The sequence below is a fragment of the Isoptericola variabilis genome, from assembly GCF_050311655.1.
Classification (GTDB): Bacteria; Actinomycetota; Actinomycetes; order Actinomycetales; family Cellulomonadaceae; genus Isoptericola; species Isoptericola variabilis.
Genome location: NZ_JBNOZM010000001.1, coordinates 280,918 through 299,243 on the forward strand (window position 1 = coordinate 280,918; position 18,326 = coordinate 299,243).

Genomic DNA, 18,326 nt, shown 5'->3' on the forward strand with positions numbered 1-18,326 from the left:
GAGAACGCCGATGAGCACTCCCGACCCCACGTTCAACGCGCCCCTGGCCGAGCTCGACCCCGAGATCGCGGCCGTGCTCGACGGGGAGCTGGCCCGCCAGCGCGACACCCTCGAGATGATCGCGAGCGAGAACTTCGTCCCGCGCGCGGTCCTGCAGGCGCAGGGCAGCGTCCTGACCAACAAGTACGCCGAGGGCTACCCGGGCCGCCGCTACTACGGCGGCTGCGAGCAGGTCGACATCGCGGAGAACCTCGCGATCGCCCGCGCCAAGGACCTGTTCGGTGCCGAGGCCGCCAACGTGCAGCCGCACTCCGGCGCCCAGGCCAACGCGGCCGTGCTGCACGCCCTCATCAACGCGGGCGACAAGATCCTCGGCCTCGAGCTGGCCCACGGCGGCCACCTCACGCACGGCATGAAGATCAACTTCTCCGGCAAGCTCTACGACGTCGGCGCCTACGGCGTCGACCCGCAGTCGTACCGGATCGAGATGGACGAGGTCCGCAAGCGCGCCCTCGAGCACCGTCCCGACGTCATCATCGCCGGCTGGTCCGCCTACCCCCGCCACCTCGACTTCGCCGCGTTCCGCGAGGTCGCGGACGAGGTCGGCGCCAAGCTGTGGGTGGACATGGCGCACTTCGCCGGCCTCGTGGCCGCGGGCCTGCACCCGAGCCCCGTGCCGCACGCCGACGTCGTCTCCTCCACGGTGCACAAGACCATCGGTGGCCCGCGCTCCGGCTTCATCCTGAGCAAGGAGGAGCACGCCAAGAAGATCAACTCGGCCGTGTTCCCCGGCCAGCAGGGTGGCCCGCTCATGCACGTGATCGCGGCCAAGGCGGTGGCGTTCAAGGTCGCCGGCACCGACGAGTTCAAGGACCGCCAGGAGCGCACGCTGCGCGGCGCGCAGATCATCGCCGAGCGCCTGTCGCAGGCCGACGTCGCCGAGCAGGGCGTCTCCGTCCTCACCGGCGGCACCGACGTGCACCTGGTGCTCGTGGACCTGCGGAACTCCGCGCTCGACGGCCAGCAGGCCGAGGACCTCCTGCACGACGCCGGCATCACCGTGAACCGCAACGCCGTGCCGTTCGACCCGCGCCCGCCGCGCGTCACCTCCGGCCTGCGCATCGGCACGCCGGCGCTCGCCACCCGAGGGTTCGGCGACGCCGAGTTCACCGAGGTCGCGGACATCATCGCCGTCGCCCTGCGCGACGGCGCCTCGGCCGACGTCGACGCGCTCGCGGCCCGCGTCGCGAAGCTCACCGCCGACTTCCCGCTCTACCCCGGGCTGCAGCAGTGACGGCCCGCCTGCTGCCGGGCAAGCCGGTCGCGGAGGCGGTCTTCGCGGACCTCGCCCCGCGCATCGACGCGCTCGTCGCCGCGGGGCGCCGCCCCGGCCTCGGCACGATCCTCGTCGGGGACGACTCGGCGAGCGCCGGGTACATCCGGATGAAGATGGACAAGGCGACCGAGCTCGGGTTCACCTCGCCGCACATCCACCTGCCGCAGGACGCCACCCAGGCGGACGTCCTGGCGGCTGTGCGGGAGATGAACGACGCCGACGACGTCGGCTCCGTCCTCATCCAGAACCCGCCGCCCCCGCAGATCGACTTCGACGCGGCCATGCTCGCCCTGGACCCGGACAAGGACGTCGACGGCCTGCACCCGGTGAACATGGGGCGCCTCGCGCTCGGGATGCCCGGCCCCGTGCCGGCGACCCCGGCGGGGATCGAGGCCCTGCTGGCGCACTACGAGATCCCGGTGGCCGGGCGCGAGGTCTGCATCCTCGGCCGCGGCACGACGCTCGGGCGGCCCCTCGCCCTGCTGCTGTCGCAGAAGCGGCCGACGGCGAACGCGGCCGTCACCGTGGTCCACACCGGCGTGCCCGACTGGCCGGAGTACACCCGGCGCGCCGACATCGTCATCGCGGCCGCCGGGGTGCCCGGCATCCTGCAGCCTGAGCACCTCTCGCCGGGCGTGACCGTCGTCGGCGGGGGCGTCCGGTACGAGGGACGCAAGCTGCTGCCCGACGTGGACGAGTCGTGCGCCGAGGTCGCCGGGGCGATCACGCCGCGCGTCGGCGGCGTGGGGCCGACCACGATCGCGATGCTGTTCCGCAACGCCGTCGAGGCCGCGGAGCGCGCGGCGCAGAAGTAAATCCTGCGCCGCCACGGTCTCGACCGACATCCGGGCCCGTCGTCCTCCGGGGCGACGGGCCCGGCCGCGTCCGCCATGATGTGCGCATGGTCGCGAGAAGCCAGCGTGGGTGGTCGGGCGAGCCGGGCGAGCTGCTGAGGGTGGGGCCGGGGTTCCGGCTCGCGGACGTGGACCCGGACGCGAAGCCCGGGTACGACGGGAAGAAGAAGGACGGCGCGGCCGACCTGCTCGCCGGCGAGCAGGAGCTCGACGAGCTGCAGGAGCGCCTGTACGCCCAGAGCCGCGAGGACCCGTCCGCGCCGGCGGTGCTGCTCGTGCTGCAGGCGATGGACTCCGCGGGCAAGGGCGGCATCGTGCGGCACGTCATCGGGGCGACGGACCCGCAGGGCGTGCACCTCGTGGCGTTCAAGAAGCCGACGCCGCAGGAGCTGGCGCACGACTTCCTGTGGCGCGTCGAGAAGGAGGTCCCCGAGGCCGGCTACATCGGCGTCTTCGACCGCTCCCACTACGAGGACGTGCTCATCGGCAAGGTGCGCGAGCTCGCCCCGCCCCAGGAGATCGAGCGGCGGTACGGCGCGATCAACGCGTTCGAGTCCGAGCTGGTCGCGCGCGGCACGCGGATCGTCAAGGTGATGCTGCACATCTCGCCCGAGGAGCAGAAGGCGCGGCTGGGCGAGCGTCTCGAGCGCCCCGACAAGCACTGGAAGTACAACCCCGGTGACGTCGACGAGCGACTGCTCTGGCCGGCCTACATGGACGCCTTCCAGACCGTCTTCGAGCGCACCTCCACCGACCACGCGCCCTGGTACGTCGTCCCCGCGAACGCCAAGTGGTACGCCCGGCTCGCCGTGCAGGCGCTGCTGCTGGACGCGCTCGAGGACATCGACCCGCAGTGGCCCGCCGCCACGTTCGACGTCGAGAAGGAGAAGTCGCGCCTCGCGGCGTCGTGACGCTCAGCCGGTCGCAGCGGGCCCGGCCGCGGGCTCGTCGTCGGGCAGGTTGGCGTCGAGCGGCTCGCGGTCGGTCTTGGTCCACGTGCGCCGCCCGGCGAGCTCGCGGACCAGCGCCACGGTGACGACCGGCCACAGCAGCCAGGTGTAGAGCATGTACGGGACGAGCCCGAACACGGCGCGCAGGAACGGGTGCCGGCCGGTCTCGGTGGTCATCAGCAGGGTGAGGAAGCTCGGCACCAGCGTGAGCGTCGCGAAGAACACCAGCGACGGCCACCAGCCGGAGACGAACGGGACGTCGCCGAACAGCCAGAACGCCAGCGACAGCACGAGGCCGAGCCCCATGAGGAGCTGCAGCAGCGGCATGAGCAGGTAGGCGACGTGGTCGAGCCGTGCGCCCAGCGACACGGGCGTGCGCAGGGCGCCGCGCAGCAGCGAGAAGGCCTGCCAGTTCCCCTGCGCCCAGCGCACCCGCTGCTTGAACAGGCGGCGCAGGCTCGTCACGCCCTGCTGGTCGACGGTGGTCAGGACCGTCTGGCGGCCGCGCCAGCCGGCACGGATCAGCCGCACGCCGATGTCCTGGTCCTCGGTGAGGCGGTCGCGCCACGGGCCGCGCTCGACACCGGGCGGCAGCTTCTCCGTGACGACGACGTCGTCGAGCGCTGCGAGCCGCACGTACTGCCCGTTGCCGCCCATGTTCGCCGTCCCCCAGGCGGAGCGGCCCAGCTGGTAGACGTACGCCATCACGCCGAACTCCACGTCCTGGCCCCAGGTGAGGTAGTGCCGGCGGTTGTAGATCCGCACCAGCGCCTGCACGCCGCCCACCCGGTCGTCCGTGAACGCGCCGGCCAGCGCCCGCGGCGCGTCGGCCGGGATGCGTCCGTCGGCGTCCACCACGCCGACGACGACGCGGGTCGTCGGCCAGCCGGCGTACCGGCCCGTGAGGACCTCGTCGTGGATGAACTCCCAGGCGTTGTCGAGGCCCGCCGACTTGCCCACGCGGGCGTTCGGCAGCTCGCGGCGCAGCACCCGGAGCTCGGGCACCTCCGCCCGCAGGCGGGCGAGCACCTCGGGCGTGCCGTCGTCGGACCCGTCGTCGACGACGACGATCGCCTTGTGCGTCGCCTGGACGGCGACGAGGCGGCTGACGCTGTCGGCGATCGTCACCTCCTCGTTCAGCGCCGGGACGACGAAGACCCACAGGTAGTCGTCCTCCCGCGCCTGCTCGACGGCGCGGCGCTGCCGGCGGCGCTCGAACCAGGCGCGCACCACGAGCCACACGATCACCCCGACGGTGACGAGCGTGAGCGCGAGCAGGAACCACATGAGCACCTGCACGCCCACCGGCATGCCGCGGTACGGGTCCCACCACGGGGCGGTCGCCGCAGCCGAGGCGACGGCGCTCACTCGGGCCCCACGTCGTAGGGGTCGACCGTCGACTTCGGGGCGATGACCACGCCCTCGAGGTCCTGCGGCACGTGGTCCACGGGGCCGGGCTCGCGCACGAACTCGGGCCCGTCGACGGCGTCCGTGCGGCGGAAGCCCGCCCACTCGAGCACCTGGGCGCGCACGAACCCCGGGCCGGACGTCTGCGGCACGGGGGAGTTGAAGACCAGGTGCTCCAGCGCGTCGACGATGCGCGCGGCGGCGTGGCCGTCGCCGTAGGGGTTGGGCTGGCGGGAGAACGCCGCGTGCGCGGCGGGGTCGGTGAGCACCCGGGTGGCGGCGGCCACGATCGTGTCGGCGTCCGTGCCCACGAGCTCGAGCGTGCCCGCCTCGACGCCCTCGGAGCGCTCCGTCGTCGTGCGGGCGACCAGCACGGGCACGCCGAGCGCGGGCGCCTCCTCCTGGATGCCGCCGGAGTCGGTGATCACCAGGGTCGACCGCGCCAGCAGGCGGGCGAAGGTGTGGTACTCCATGGGCGCCGTGAGCGTCACGGTCCCGACGCCGCCGAGCTCGTCACGCACCGTCTGCGCCACCCGGGGGTTGGGGTGCACCGGCACGACGAACCGGACGTCCGGGTGGGCGTCGGCCAGCCGGTGCACCGCCCGCGCGATGCTCGTGATGCCCTCCCCCCAGTTCTCCCGGCGGTGCGCGGTGACCGTGACGACGGGCGACGTCGCGTCGTCCTCCAGCCACGCCAGCTCGGGCCGCCCGTACGGCACCTCGCGCGCGGCCGCCCAGCGCAGCGCGTCGATGCCGGTGTTGCCGGTGACGAACGTGCGGCCGATGTCGACGCCCTCACGCACGAGGTTCTGCACGTTGCTGCGCGTGGGGGCCGCGTGGAAGGAGGCGATGCGCGCGACGAGCTGGCGGTTGAGCTCCTCGGGGAACGGCGACAGCGTCGTGCCGGTGCGGAGCCCCGCCTCGACGTGGAGCACGGGGATGCGCAGGTGGAACGCGGCGACGGCGGCCGCGGCGGCGCTGGACGTGTCGCCGTGCACGATGCAGGCCGCGGGGTAGTGGTCCTCGCGGACGCGCCCGGTCATCCGCTCCGGGGGCGGCCCGTACCGGTCCGTGACGAACGCGTCGAGCCCGGCGATCACCGCCGACGAGAGCTGGTTCAGCGTCAGTCCCGGGCGGCCGACGCCGAGGTCGCCGGCGACCTCGCACCCGGCCTCCTGCAGCACGTAGTCCACGAGCTCCTTGTGCTGCCCGGTCGTGACGACGACCGGGCGCAGTCGCGGGTGGTCCTGCAGGCGCTGGATCAGCGGGAACAGCTTGATCGCCTCCGGGCGGGTGCCCAGCACGACCAGGATCTCGGGGCTGACGGGAAGCGGCATGTCTCTACCTTCGTCGAGCGGCGTGCCGGGACGGCGGACCGACACCGATGAGTTCCGGTTCGCTCGTCGGTCGGAAGGGTGCCCGCACCGGCCGCGAGGGACGGTGCCCGTCAGGAGGGAGCGGCCATGGTGACCGCACGCACGCACCTGTGGTTCGGGAACAACTGCGCGCACGAGGCGGCGGCCTTCTACGCCGAGCACATCCCGGGGTCGTCGGTGGAGTCGGTGCTCACGTCGCCCGAGGGGGTGCCGGGGGCGGAGGCCGGCGAACCGTTCGTCGTCGAGTTCACGGTAGCGGGGCTTCCTGTGACGGGCCTGAACGCCGGCCCGGAGTTCCGGCTGAACGAGGCGTTCAGCTTCTACCTGCGGGTGGACTCGCAGGAGGAGGTGGACCGGTACTGGGAGGTGCTCACCTCCGACGGCGGCGAGCCCGGGCCCTGCGGCTGGTGCAAGGACAAGTTCGGCATCTCCTGGCAGGTGATCCCGAAGCAGCTCGAGGAGCTGTCCGGCGACTACACGACGGAGGCCAACCTCCGCACCATGAACGCGATGCTGAAGATGGGCAAGATCGACGTCGCCGCGCTGGAGGCCGCCTACCGCGGGGAGTGACGCACCCGACGTCCGGCCGGGCAGGTCGGTGGCGGCGGGGTGTCGGCGTCCTGTGATGGGATGTCGGGCGTGCTGACCGTCGCCACCGCCAACGTCAACGGCATCCGTGCCGCCTTCCGCCGCAACATGGACGCCTGGATCGCCGCCCGCACCCCCGACGTCCTCCTGCTCCAGGAGGTGCGGGCCCCCGACGAGCTCGTCCACGAGTACCTCGAGGGCTGGCACGTCGCCCACCTGCCCAGCGACCTCAAGGGCCGCGCGGGCGTCGCCGTCGCGTCGCGCCTGCCGCTGCACGCCGTGCGGATGGGCCTCGAGGCCCACGGCCCGGTCGGCGAGCCCGAGCCTCCCGTGGACACGGGCCGCTGGGTCGAGGCCGACGTCGAGCTGCCCGGTGGCGGCCTGCTCACCGTCGTCTCCGCCTACCTGCACTCGGGCTCCAACGCCCCTGGCCAGGAGCACACGATGGCGGCCAAGTACGCGCACCTCGACAAGGTCACCGCGCGCCTCGGCGAGCTCGCCGCGGCGGAGCACCCTGCCGTCGTGGCGGGCGACCTCAACATCGCCCACCGCAACGAGGACATCGCGAACTGGAAGGGCAACCTCAGGAGCGCGGGATTCCTGCCGCAGGAGCGCGCGTACGTCGACCGCTGGCTCGACGAGCTCGGCTGGGCCGACCTCGGCCGCGCGCACGGCGGCGAGGGCCCCGGGCCGTACACCTGGTGGTCGTGGCGCGGGCAGTCGTACGTCAACGACCGCGGCTGGCGCATCGACTACCAGCTCGCCAACGCCGCGCTGGCGCCACGTGCCGTCAAGGTCGAGGTCGACCGCGCCCCCACCTACGAGGAGCGCTGGTCCGACCACGCCGCCGTCGTCGCCACCTACGACCTGTAAGGACGTTGTGAGCGGGCGTTTGGCCCTGTTTCGGGATCGAAACAGGGCCAGACGCCCGCCCACAACACCGCTGGTCAGCGGTGGCCGCGCGGGAACATCGCCCGCTGGACGGCGTCGTGCACGTCGGTGTTGAGCTGCGGCCCGGACAGGAGCTCGGCGCCGGGCCCCTGCGCCGTGATCGGCGTGGCCTCGCCGGTGTGCCCGCCGGTGGTCCAGTCGACGGTGAACTCGAGGTCCGTCCCGGCGACGGGGAACGGCCCGTCCTCGGCCGTCTGCCCCTCGCCCGACTCGTCCTCGGGGTCGACGTTCTCGATCGCGAGTCCGCCCGTGGCGTGGTCGCCGACGACGAGGACCAGCGTGTCCCGGTGCCTCTGCTGGAAGTCGAGGGCGAGCGCGACGGTCTCGTCGAGCGACCTGCCCGCCTCGATCGTGCGCGTCGCGTTGCTCTGGTGCGCGAACTCGTCGATCGCCTCCTCCTCGAGGAAGAGGAAGAACCCGTCGCGGTCGCGCTGGAGCACGTCGAGGGCCTTGGCGGCCATGTCGACCAGCGGCACCTCGGGGGAGTAGACGTCGCCCTCGCCCTCGTTCGCCTGCTGGAACATCTCCTCGTTCGCGAACAGGCCGAGCAGCTTCCGGCCGTCCGCGTCGGCGAGGCCGGCGGCGTCGCTCACGTACGTGTAGCCGAGCTCCTGGGCCCGCTCGACGAGGTTGCCCTCCGTGCCCTTGCTCTGCTCCTCGGGGTCCTCCGGCGGGTTGTCGGGCCACGCGCCGGGCTCGCCCTCCGGGTACCAGAAGTCCTCGCCGCCGCCCAGCAGGACGTCGGGCTTCGACTCCTCCAGGTACTGCCGCGCGATCTCGCTCTGGTCGTACCGGTCGGTGACGTGCGCGCCGAACGCGGCCGGGCTGGCGTCGGTGACCTGCGCCGTCGACACGAGTCCGGTCGCCTTGCCCGCGCGCTGCGCGTCCTCGAGCAGCGTGGGGACGGGGTTGCCGTCCGCGTCGACGCCCACGGCGCCGTTGAACGTGCGCTCCCCCGTGGCGAACGCCGTCGCGCCGGCCGCCGAGTCGGTCACGGCGTCCTCGGGGTCGGCGGAGTCTGTCGCGGTCCAGCCGGCCTCGTCCAGGCTGTCCATCACGAGGTGGCCGTCCTTGCCCACGGTCCCGAGGCGGATCAGCTCCCGGGCCGCCAGGCCCATGCCGTCGCCCTGGAGCACGATGACGTTCCGCGCCCGGTCCCTCTGGTGTCCGGCGGCGTGCCCGGCGTCGTGGCGCCCGTCCTGGCCTCGGTCCCTGTCGGCGCCGGCCGTGGCGCCGACGGCCGTGCTCGCGGCGACGAGCGCCGTGAGCGCCGCCGCCCCGGCGCGGCGCAGGGTGGTGCGTGCTGGCATCGCTCCTCCTCGAACGATCGGGCCCGGCGGCGGAGCTGCCGCCGGGCCCTCGCACCGTAGGCAGGTGCCCGCGTCACCGGCATCCGGGAGGAGACGCCGCAGGTCGTGCGCTCAGGCGGTGCGGCCCGCCGGCGCGGACGGCGGGGCGAGGAGGAATCCCGGCGACCGCAGCCCGGCGGCCGCGAACGCGTCCTGCACGGCCGCCGCCACGGCGTCGACGGCGTCCGCGCGCACCAGCGCGATCGCCGAGCCGCCGAACCCGCCGCCCGTCATGCGCGCACCGAGTGCGCCGGCGGCAAGCGCGGCGTCGACGACGAGGTCGAGCTCGCGGGCGGAGACCTCGTAGTCGTCCCGCAGCGAGGTGTGGGACGCGACCATCAGCGGCCCGACCTCGTCCACCCGGCCGTCGGCGACGAGGTCGCGGAACCGCGCGGTGCGGTCGATCTCGGTGACCACGTGCCGCACGCGCCGTGCCAGGACGCCGTCCGGGTCGTGCGGCTCGAGCGCGGCGAGCGTCTCGTCCAGGCGGGCCGGGTCGACGTCGCGGAGGGTCTCGACCCCGAGCAGCGCGGCCGCGCGCTCGCAGGTGGCGCGCCGCTCGGCGTACTGGCCGTCGACGAGCGCGTGCTCCGCGCGGGTGTCGACGACGAGCAGCGTGAGGCCCGCGGCCGCCAGGTCGAACGGCACGGGCGTGCCGGACTCCAGCGCGGACAGCCCGGGCCGCGAGTCGACGAGCAGCGCGTGCCCCGCGGTGGCGCGCAGCGACGCGGCCTGGTCCATGCCGCCCGTCGGGGCCCCGGCGATCTCGTTCTCCGCGCGCACGCAGGCCGTGACCAGCGTCGCCCGGCCCGCGTCGTCGCCCGCGAGGCCCAGGCCGCCGGTCTCGTCCAGCGCGACCGCGACGGCGCACTCCAGCGCCGCGGACGACGACAGCCCGGCGCCGAACGGCACGCACGAGTCGACGACGGCGTCGAAGCCGCGCACCGGGTGGCCGGCCTCGCCGAGCGCCCACGCGACGCCCGCGACGTACGCGCCCCAGCCCGTCACGGCGCCCGGCGCGACGTCGGACAGGCGGGCCGACCAGACCTCGCCCGGCGCCTGCGCGGACCCGAGACGGACGACGTCGTCGTCCCGGTGCCGCAGCGCGACGTACGTGCGGTGCGGCAGCGCGGTCGGCAGCGCGAGACCGCCGTTGTAGTCGGTGTGCTCGCCGATGAGGTTGACCCGGCCCGGGGCGGACCAGACGCCGTCGGGCGCACCGTCGTCACCGAAGACCTGGGCGAACAGGTCGCGGACGCGGCGCGCCCCCTCGTCGTCGGACCAGGACTCGAGCCACTCGGGCGTGCTCATGGCAGGACAGCTCCTTCGCAGGGTGAACCGGGGGTGGCGCCGCGGGGCGCCCGGGCGAGGCTACCGCGCCTCAGCCCTGGACGGGGCTGAGGTTCAGCCGCATGCCCGCGAGGCCGCGGGACCGGCCGGCCAGCGCGCGGGCGACGTCGCGCAGCACGCGTGCGCCGGCGGAGCCGGGGTCCGACAGCACGACGGGCGTGCCGTCGTCGCCCGCCGCACGGACGGCGACGTCGAGCGGCACCTGGCCGAGCAGCGGCACCGGCGTGCCGAGCGTGCCGCCCAGCCGGTCCGCGACGCGCTGCCCGCCGCCGGATCCGAAGACCTCGAGGCGCGACCCGTCCGGCTGCTCCAGCCACGACATGTTCTCCACCACGCCCACCACGCCCTGCGACGTCTGCGTGGCGATCGACCCGGCGCGCTCCGCGACCTCCGCCGCGGCGGCCTGCGGCGTCGTCACGACGACGATCTCGCTGCCGGGCAGCAGCTGCGCCACCGAGATGGCGATGTCGCCGGTACCGGGCGGCAGGTCGAGCAGCAGCACGTCGAGGTCGCCCCAGAACACGTCCGCGAGGAACTGCTCCAGCGCGCGGTGCAGCATCGGCCCGCGCCACACGACCGGCTGCCCCTCCGGCACGAACATGCCGATCGACACGACCTTCACGCCGTGCTCGATCGGCGGCAGGAGCATCGAGTCCACGCGGGTGGGCTGGCGGTCGACGCCGAGCATGCGGGGGATCGAGAAGCCGTAGATGTCCGCGTCCACGACGCCGACGTTCAGCCCGTCGGCCGCCATCGCGGCCGCGAGGTTCGCCGTCACGCTCGACTTGCCCACGCCGCCCTTGCCGGACGCGATGGCGTACACCTTGGTGAGCGAGCCGGGCTGGGCGAACGGGATCACGGGGTCGCCGGCCCCGCCGCGCAGCTGCGAGCGCAGGGACTGCCGCTGCTCCGGGGTCATGACGCCGAGCTCCACGCCCACCGCCGTCACGCCGTCGAGCGCCTCGACCGCGGCGGTGACGTCGCGCACCAGCGTGCCCTTCATGGGGCACCCGGCCACCGTGAGGTCCACGCCCACCGTGACGCGGCCGCCGTCGTGCACGTCCACCGAGCGCACCATGCCCAGGTCGGTGATGGGGCGGCGGATCTCCGGGTCGACCACCGACGCCAGGGCGGTGCGGACGCGGTCGGTCAGCGGTGCGGAGCCGTCGGGGGAGCCGGAGGTCATGCCTCGATCCTAGGTGCGGCGGGCGGCGGGGCCGCTGCGTCGTGGGTCACGACCGGACCGCCCGCCCGGACGGACGCCCGGAGAGCGCGGCGGCGACCCGCAGGGCCAGCGCGCCGACGTCCACCGGCCCGGTCGTGTCCTGCCGCACCACCGGGCCGAGGGCGAGCGGCGCGGCGTGCTCCGCCCAGGCCGCCCACGTGGCGGCCGGGTCCCGATCGTCGGCGTGCACCGGGTGCCGGCTCGGTCGACGGGCGTCGGAGCGGTCGCGCGCGACGTCCGGCGGCACGTCGCACCACACCTCGACGACGGCGTCCGCGCCCGCCGTCGCGAGCCCGCGCAGCGCGTGGTCCAGGTCGTGCGGCCGGAACCACCACGCGTCGACGACGACCCGCGGCAGCGGCGCCGAGGCCAGGCGCCACACGGCCTCCGTCGCCGCGACGCCGACCACCTCGGTCCCGACCAGGGGCGCGGCGCCCGGTCCGACGGCGTCCGCCAGGGCCTCCTTGACGGCGTCCTTGCCCAGCCACGGCGCGCCCAGGCGGGCGGCGAGCGGGCCCGCCAGCGTCGTCTTGCCCGACCCCGGCAGCCCGTTGACCAGCACCACCTGTCGTGCCACGCCCACCTCCCGTCCGTCGTCGGGACCTCGTCGGTCGCGCCGTGGGGAGACTAACGGCCTGCGGCGCGCCGCGCGGTCAGAGGTGCCCGGGGATACGTTGACGGGCATGGACGCCCTGGCCTCGCTGGCTCGCGACTCGGCCCTGCTCGTGACAGCGGTGCAGGACGCTCCCGCCGGCGCCGAGGTGCCCGCGTGCCCGGGTTGGACCGCTGCCGACCTGGCCCACCACGTCGCACTGGTGCAGTCGTTCTGGGCGTCCGTGGTCGGGCGCGAGCCGGGGGCCGGGCTGCCGGGCGGCGACGTCGTCCCGCTCGTGCGGCCCGCGGACGACGCCGCGCTCGCCGGGCTCCTGCGCGAGGCCACGGCGCGGCTCGTCGCCGCGCTCGCCGGCCGGGACCCCCGCGAGCCGTGCTGGTCCTGGCACCCCGACGGCCGCACCGTGGGGTGGGTGACCCGGCGGCAGCAGCACGAGGCGCTCGTCCACCGCGTCGACGCCGAGCAGACCGGTGGTCGCGGCCTCACCGCGCTCGACCCCGACATCGCCGCCGACGGCGTCGACGAGGTGCTCGACGTCCTGCTCGGCGGCCACCCCGCCTGGACGACGTTCGCCCCCGACGGCGGCACCGTCGCCGTCGTCGTGGACGCCCCGGGCGAGGTGCCGCACCGCTGGGACGTGGAGCTCGGGCGGGTGCGCGGCACCGGCCCCGAGTCGGGCCGGTACTACGACGTGCCCGGTGGTCGTCTCATCCGTCCCGGCGGCGAGCCGGACGCCGTCGTCGCCGGCACCGCGGCACGGCTCGACCTGTGGCTGTGGGGACGGGGCGACCGTGAGGAGCTGCGCGTGACCGGTGCGGCGGACGCGGCTGACGCGCTGCGGGCCGCCGCTGTCGGCGCCATGCAGTGACCGTGCGGCGCCACCCGCCTCAGGGGGTGGCGTCGCGGCCGCGCCCGGACTCCTTCTCGTCCAGCTCCTCGAGCAGGTTCCGGATCTCCGACCGGACGAAGTCGCGCGTCGCGACCTCGCCCAGCGCGATCCGCAGCGCTGCCATCTCGCGGGCCAGGTACTCCGTGTCGGCGAGGTTGCGCTCCGCGCGCTGCCGGTCCTGCTCGGCCGTCACCCGGTCGCGGTCGTCCTGCCGGTTCTGCGCGAGCAGGATGAGCGGCGCGGCGTAGCTCGCCTGCAGCGACAGCATGAGGGTCAGCGCGGTGAACCCGTTCGACGCCGAGTCGAACCGCAGCGCCTCCGGACCCCACGAGTTCCACGCCAGCCACAGCGCGCAGAACACGGTGAGGTAGATGAGGAAGCGCGGCGTTCCCAGGAAGCGCGCGATGCCCTCGGTGGCACGGCCCACCGCGTCCTGGTCCATCTGCGGTCGGGGGATGAGGGTGCGGCGGGCCTCCTTCGGCTGGTCGAGACGGTCAGCCACGCGGCACCTCCTCGAGGTTCTCGTCGACGTGCTCGCGCCAGTCGTCCGGGAGGATGTGGTCCAGGACGTCGTCCACGGACACCGCGCCCAGCAGCCGCCGCTCGCCGTCGACGACGGGCAGCGCCAGCAGGTCGTAGGCCGCCAGCAGGCGCGTCACCCGGCCCACCGGGGCGTCCGGCGTCAGCCACTCCGTGTCCGTGTCGAGAACCGACCCCACCGACGCGTGCGGCGGCTCGCGCAGCAGCCGCTGGAAGTGCGCGACGCCGAGGAGCCGGCCCGTGGGCGTCTCGAGCGGCGGGCGCACCACGAACACCATCGACGCCAGCGCCGGCGGCAGGTCCTGCTTGCGGATCTGCGCCAGGGCCGTCGCGATCGACGTCTCCGGGCCGAGGATCACCGGCTCGGTGGTCATGAGGCCGCCCGCCGTGTCCTCGTCGTAGGACAGCAGGCGGCGCACGTCCTTCGCCTCCTCCGGCTCCATGAGCTCCAGGAGGCGGGCCGCCTGCTCCTCGGGCAGCTCGTGCAGCAGGTCGGCGGCGTCGTCCGGCTGCATGGCCTCGAGGACGTCGGCCGCACGCCCCGAGTCCAGGCGGGAGACGATGGCGACCTGGTCGTCCTCGGGGAGCTCCTCCAGGACGTCGGCGAGGCGCTCGTCGTCCAGCGCGCTGGCCACCTCCAGGCGGCGGGTGTCGCCGAGCTCGTGCAGCACGTCCGCCAGGTCGGCCGGGCGCAGGTCCTCGTACGCCTCCAGCAGCTTCGTGGCCCCCTGCTCCTCGGTGGAGCCGGCCAGCCCGGTGACCGCGTCGACCGGCACGACCAGCGTCTCCCCGCGCCGGCGCAGCGACAGGCCGCGCGCGGGCTGCTTGCGGCGCACGAAGAGCTGGTCCACCAGCCAGTCGCCCGTGCGCTGGCGGGTGATCGACAGGTCCTCGACCGTGGCCTCGCCCGATCCGTCGGTGAACCGCACCGTGCGGTCGAGCAGCTCGCCCAGCACCAGCGACTCCATCGCGCGCTGCTCGAACCGGCGCATGTTGAGCAGGCCCGTGGAGATCACCTGGCCCGCGTCGATCGCGGTGACCCGCGTCAGCGGGAGGAAGACGCGTCGGCGGCCGGGGACCTCGACGACCAGGCCCACCGCGCGCGGCGCGCCCTTGGCGCGGATCAGCACGACGGCGTCGCGCACGCGCCCCACCTCGTCACCGATCGGGTCGAAGACCTGGGTGCCGGCGAGCCGTGCCACGAAGACCCTGGTTGCCGCGCTCACGTCGGTCAGCCTACGCGGGGCGGCCCCGTCGGTCCTGGTAGGAGCCGTGGCGGGCGCGTGGCCTGGTGGTGTCAGGGCCGCGGCTGGGCCAGACTGGGCGAATGAGCTTCAGCCGCCCGAACGCCGTGCCCCGCGTCCCGACCCTCCCGGCGGGCGACGAGGTCGCCGCGTACGACACGTACCTCGAGGCCCAGCAGGCCGTCGACTACCTGTCGGACCACAAGTTCGCCGTCGAGCACGTCACCATCGTCGGCACCGACCTGCGCATGGTCGAGCGGGTCACCGGTCGGCTGTCCTACGGCCGGGTGGCGCTCGCGGGCGCCCTGTCGGGTGCGTGGTTCGGGTTCTTCGTCGGCCTGCTGCTCAGCCTCTTCGGCGGTGCGGGCATGGGCGGTGTGCTGCTCGTCGGCATCGGCCTCGGTGCCGGCTTCGGCCTGCTGTTCTCGGTGCTGTCCTACGCGCTGACGGGCGGGCGTCGCGACTTCACGTCGTCGTCGCAGATCGTCGCGACCACCTACGCCATCCTCTGCGCCGCGGAGCAGGCGGGCGAGGCCCGGTCCATGCTGCGGGAGTCTCCTGGCGGTCTCGGCAAGGCGCGTCGTGGCGCGGCCGCCGCCACCCCGCCCGTGGGCTCGCCCTCCGTCGGCGCGCCGGCCACCCCCGCGGCCCCCGCCGCCCCGCGCCCGCCCGACCCGCGCTGGACCACCCCCAGTGGCGCCCCGCGGTACGGCGCCATGCGGCCGGAGCAGCCGGCCCAGACCTCGCAGCCCCCGGCCCAGCCGACGGAGCCGACCCCGCCGCAGGCGCCGCAGCAGCCGGAGCCGCGGCAGCCGCAGGAAGGGGACCCGGAGCAGCCGAAGGCGCCGGAGCACGACGACCCGTACCGCCCGCCGCAGCCCTGACGCGGTAGCCCTCACCTGCTGAGGTCGGTCGTCCGGTACGAAGTCGGTCGGGATGCGGACCGCCTTTGCACCGGATGACCGACCTCACGGCGGGGGCGGCAGGAGCGGGTTGACCCGGAACGACGCGCGCACCTCGGGCGGGAACCGCGCGGCGATCCGTGACACCACCTCGGCCAGCCCGCGGCCGCGCGTCGCCAGCACGCGGACGGGGTCGTACCCCGCCTCCCGGATCGCCTCGTACCTCGCCTTCTCGCGCAGCAGCTCGGTGGAACCGTCGTGGTCGTCGCGCAGGATGCCGTCGCGGTACTTCACCCGGCCGTCGAACTCCGCGAACACCTTCCACTCGGGCCAACCGAGGTCGCAGTGGGTCACCCCGATGCGCGTGGGGATCGGGGCCTGGGTCACCGGCCGCGGCATCCCGGCGCGGAGGCAGACGTACCGCAGCCAGGTCTCCCATGCGGAGTCGACGCCGGTCTCGGCGTGCTCGATCGTCCACGCCGCCCGCGCGCGGCCCTTGCGCGCGGGCAGTGGTGCGAGGACGGCGCGGGCCTCGTCGAGGTCGAGCCCTCGGCGCCGTGCCGAGTCGGCGAGGACCAGCGACTCCAAGGGGTGCATCGTCAGCGCACAGTCGACGACGGTGCGTGCGAGCGTCGTCACCGGGAGCCCGTCCCGGGTCATGACGTGGGCAGCAGGGAGCGGCGCGACGTGACGGGCGATGTCGCGGGACGCGTGCCCCGAGGCGCGGTACGACTGGACGACGTGGGTGCGGGTGGGGGTCCGCCAGAGAGTGAGCCCCCAGCAGAGGGCGGCCGTCTCGTGGCTGAGCACGTGCGCCGCTCTGAGCTGCCGGTGCACGGCGACCGCCGTCGCGAGCGCGCGGGACCGCTCTGCGGCCCGGGGCCGCGCCTCGGGCTGGGGCACGCGGTACGCGCCGTACCGCAGGCGCTCCACGTCGCCGGCGGCGAGCGCACGGCTCAGCCCGGGTCGCGAGAGCTCGCGGGACAGGATGACCTCGCCTGGTTCGACCATGCCGGAAGCATGGCGCCGGCCGCCCAGGGCCGGAGCCGTCGAGGACCGACCTGGGGACGAGGCCCTCCTGGGGGCAGGCTCCACCCCGCGGGAACGAGTTCGGCCATCCGGTACGAGGTCGGTCGGGATCCCGACCGACCTCGCACCGGATGACCGAACTCAGGGACCAGATCAGCCCCGCAGGCGCGCCATCCAGGCCTCGACGTCCTCGGGGCGACGGGGGAGGGCGGCGGACAGGTTCTCGTTGCCGTCGGCGGTGACCAGCACGTCGTCCTCGATGCGCACACCGATGCCGCGGTACTCCTCGGGCACGGCGAGGTCGTCGGCCTTGAAGTACAGCCCCGGCTCGATGGTGAACACCATGCCGGGCTCCAGGACGCCGTCGAGGTACAGCTCGCGGCGCGCCTGCGCGCAGTCGTGCACGTCCAGGCCGAGGTGGTGGCTGGTGCCGTGCACCATCCACCGGCGGTGCTGCTGGCCCTCGGGGGAGAGGGACACCTCGGCGGTGACGCCGTCGGGCAGCAGGCCCCACTCCTCGAGGCGCTCGGCGATGACCTCCATCGCGGCGGCGTGGATGTCGCGGAACTTCGCGCCCGGCTTCGCGACGGCGAACGCGGCGTCGGCGGCGTCGAGCACGGCGGTGTAGATGCGGCGCTGCACGTCGGTGAACTCGCCGTCCACGGGCAGGGTGCGCGTGATGTCGGCGGTGTACAGGGAGTCGACCTCGACGCCGGCGTCCAGCAGCACCAGCTCGCCCGAGCGGACGACGCCGTCGTTGGTGATCCAGTGCAGCGTGGTGGCGTGCTCGCCGGCGGCGGCGATGGTCTCGTAGCCGACGGTGTTGCCCTCCAGGCGGGCGTGGGCGTCGAACGTCGTCTCGATGACGCGCTCGCCGCGGCGGTGCGCGACGGCCTTGGGCAGCGCCGGCACGACCTGCTCGAAGCCCTCGATGGTGCGGGCCACGGCCTCGCGCAGGTGCTCGAGCTCGAGCGCGTCCTTGACCAGGCGGATCTCCGACGTCGCCTCGACGAGCTGCTCGTCCTCGGCCTCCGCCTCGACGCCGGCCTCCTCGCGGATGGCCTCGACGAGCGTCTCGACGTTCTCGTCCGCGCCGGTCACGACCAGCACCCGCACGCCGTCCGCGCCGACGTCCTTGGCGAGCGCGTCGCGGAGCTCGTCGACGTGGCGGGCCTCGATCCCGGTGAGCGTGGTGACGTCGTCGAGCGACGGCCGCGCGCCCACCCAGAACTCGCCGTAGCGGGAGTCCGCGTAGAACTCCTCGGTGTCGCGCGCCGCGAGCGGGCGCACGTACAGGACGGCGTGGTGGTGGGTGCCGTTGCCGTTGCCGTCGGGGTCGCCCTCGCCGTCGGCCACGGGGTGCAGCACGAGCACGGCGTCGGGCTCCTGGTCGGTGCCGAGGCCCGTGAGGTGCGCGAACGCGGAGTGCGGGCGGAACCGGTAGTCGGTGTCGTTCGAGCGCACCTTGAGCGGGCCTGCGGGGACGACGAGGCGGGCCCCCGGGAAGCGGGCGGACAGCTTCGCGCGGCGCTCCGCCGTGTACGGCACGGCCTCGCCGGGCTCGACGCCGAGGTCGGCGCGCTCGCCCCACTGCGAGGTGATGAACGCCTTGAACGCCTCCGAGACGGGGCGCTGGGAACGGTTGCTGCCGCGGTCCTCGGTGCCTGCCGTGGGGCTGGCGGCGGCGGGCGCGGTCTCGTCGACGGGGGTGGTGTCGGTCATG

At 74.5% G+C, this 18,326-nt stretch carries 17 protein-coding genes; 7 read left to right on the forward strand and 10 right to left on the reverse strand.

From position 1 onward, the window contains the following. Window positions 1–10: 10 nt before the first annotated feature. The 3 genes from glyA (at window position 11) to ACQP60_RS01330 (ending at window position 3,101) form a co-directional block, all read left to right on the forward strand. Window positions 11–1,294: a serine hydroxymethyltransferase gene (glyA, locus tag ACQP60_RS01320; RefSeq protein WP_429728024.1), complete on the forward strand. Its 1,284-nt coding sequence runs from the start codon at window positions 11–13 to the stop codon at window positions 1,292–1,294. Beyond that, entirely contained in the window at window positions 1,291–2,151 is an 861-nt protein-coding gene (locus ACQP60_RS01325; RefSeq protein WP_429728025.1) for a bifunctional 5,10-methylenetetrahydrofolate dehydrogenase/5,10-methenyltetrahydrofolate cyclohydrolase, read from the forward strand. Before glyA ends, ACQP60_RS01325 begins: the two co-directional genes overlap by 4 nt. 86 nt (window positions 2,152–2,237) lie before the next feature. Further along, entirely contained in the window at window positions 2,238–3,101 is an 864-nt protein-coding gene (locus ACQP60_RS01330; RefSeq protein ID WP_429728027.1) for a polyphosphate kinase 2 family protein, read from the forward strand. A gap of 3 nt (window positions 3,102–3,104) precedes the next feature. Here ACQP60_RS01330 and ACQP60_RS01335 read toward each other — a convergent pair whose 3' ends face one another. Then, window positions 3,105–4,508 (reverse strand): glycosyltransferase family 2 protein, encoded by a 1,404-nt coding sequence (locus tag ACQP60_RS01335; protein WP_429728028.1) that lies wholly within the window; start codon window positions 4,506–4,508, stop codon window positions 3,105–3,107. Beyond that, complete coding sequence (wecB, locus tag ACQP60_RS01340) at window positions 4,505–5,884, reverse strand: non-hydrolyzing UDP-N-acetylglucosamine 2-epimerase (RefSeq protein WP_429728029.1); 1,380 nt, start codon at window positions 5,882–5,884, stop codon at window positions 4,505–4,507. Before wecB ends, ACQP60_RS01335 begins: the two co-directional genes overlap by 4 nt. Before the next feature lie 126 nt (window positions 5,885–6,010). Between wecB and ACQP60_RS01345 the strand changes: the two genes are divergently transcribed. Beyond that, entirely contained in the window at window positions 6,011–6,493 is a 483-nt protein-coding gene (locus tag ACQP60_RS01345) for a VOC family protein (RefSeq protein ID WP_429728030.1), read from the forward strand. Window positions 6,494–6,562: 69 nt separating this feature from the next. After that, window positions 6,563–7,384: an exodeoxyribonuclease III gene (locus tag ACQP60_RS01350; protein ID WP_429728031.1), complete on the forward strand. Its 822-nt coding sequence runs from the start codon at window positions 6,563–6,565 to the stop codon at window positions 7,382–7,384. A gap of 74 nt (window positions 7,385–7,458) precedes the next feature. Here the strand turns inward: ACQP60_RS01350 and ACQP60_RS01355 are convergent, their stop codons facing one another. From ACQP60_RS01355 to ACQP60_RS01370, 4 genes are all read right to left on the reverse strand, one after another. Further along, window positions 7,459–8,772 (reverse strand): alkaline phosphatase, encoded by a 1,314-nt coding sequence (locus tag ACQP60_RS01355; protein ID WP_429728032.1) that lies wholly within the window; start codon window positions 8,770–8,772, stop codon window positions 7,459–7,461. Window positions 8,773–8,883: 111 nt separating this feature from the next. Further along, a complete protein-coding gene (gene galK, locus ACQP60_RS01360; RefSeq protein ID WP_429728033.1) occupies window positions 8,884–10,122 on the reverse strand; it encodes a galactokinase in 1,239 nt (412 codons plus the stop codon). Between the two features lie 70 nt (window positions 10,123–10,192). After that, window positions 10,193–11,347, reverse strand: coding sequence for a P-loop NTPase (locus tag ACQP60_RS01365; RefSeq protein ID WP_429728034.1), 1,155 nt, complete (start codon window positions 11,345–11,347; stop codon window positions 10,193–10,195). A 46-nt stretch (window positions 11,348–11,393) separates the two neighbouring features. Continuing rightward, window positions 11,394–11,963: a P-loop nucleotide/nucleoside kinase family protein gene (locus ACQP60_RS01370; protein WP_429728035.1), complete on the reverse strand. Its 570-nt coding sequence runs from the start codon at window positions 11,961–11,963 to the stop codon at window positions 11,394–11,396. A 106-nt stretch (window positions 11,964–12,069) separates the two neighbouring features. On the opposite strand from ACQP60_RS01370, the gene ACQP60_RS01375 reads away from it, so the two are divergent. Then, window positions 12,070–12,867, forward strand: a complete 798-nt coding sequence (locus tag ACQP60_RS01375) for a maleylpyruvate isomerase family mycothiol-dependent enzyme (RefSeq protein ID WP_429728036.1) — start codon at window positions 12,070–12,072, stop codon at window positions 12,865–12,867. A gap of 19 nt (window positions 12,868–12,886) precedes the next feature. Here the strand turns inward: ACQP60_RS01375 and ACQP60_RS01380 are convergent, their stop codons facing one another. Further along, a complete protein-coding gene (locus ACQP60_RS01380) occupies window positions 12,887–13,390 on the reverse strand; it encodes a DUF1003 domain-containing protein (protein WP_429728037.1) in 504 nt (167 codons plus the stop codon). Further along, window positions 13,383–14,654 (reverse strand): magnesium transporter MgtE N-terminal domain-containing protein, encoded by a 1,272-nt coding sequence (locus ACQP60_RS01385; protein ID WP_429728038.1) that lies wholly within the window; start codon window positions 14,652–14,654, stop codon window positions 13,383–13,385. The genes ACQP60_RS01380 and ACQP60_RS01385 overlap by 8 nt, the downstream gene beginning before the upstream one ends. Window positions 14,655–14,755: 101 nt before the next feature. On the opposite strand from ACQP60_RS01385, the gene ACQP60_RS01390 reads away from it, so the two are divergent. After that, complete coding sequence (locus ACQP60_RS01390; RefSeq protein ID WP_429728039.1) at window positions 14,756–15,556, forward strand: YflT domain-containing protein; 801 nt, start codon at window positions 14,756–14,758, stop codon at window positions 15,554–15,556. An 84-nt stretch (window positions 15,557–15,640) separates the two neighbouring features. On the opposite strand, the gene ACQP60_RS01395 is transcribed toward ACQP60_RS01390, so the two are convergent. Continuing rightward, window positions 15,641–16,585: a type IV toxin-antitoxin system AbiEi family antitoxin domain-containing protein gene (locus tag ACQP60_RS01395; protein ID WP_429728040.1), complete on the reverse strand. Its 945-nt coding sequence runs from the start codon at window positions 16,583–16,585 to the stop codon at window positions 15,641–15,643. A 171-nt stretch (window positions 16,586–16,756) separates the two neighbouring features. After that, complete coding sequence (locus ACQP60_RS01400) at window positions 16,757–18,325, reverse strand: aminopeptidase P family protein (protein ID WP_429728041.1); 1,569 nt, start codon at window positions 18,323–18,325, stop codon at window positions 16,757–16,759. Window position 18,326: the final 1 nt, after the last annotated feature.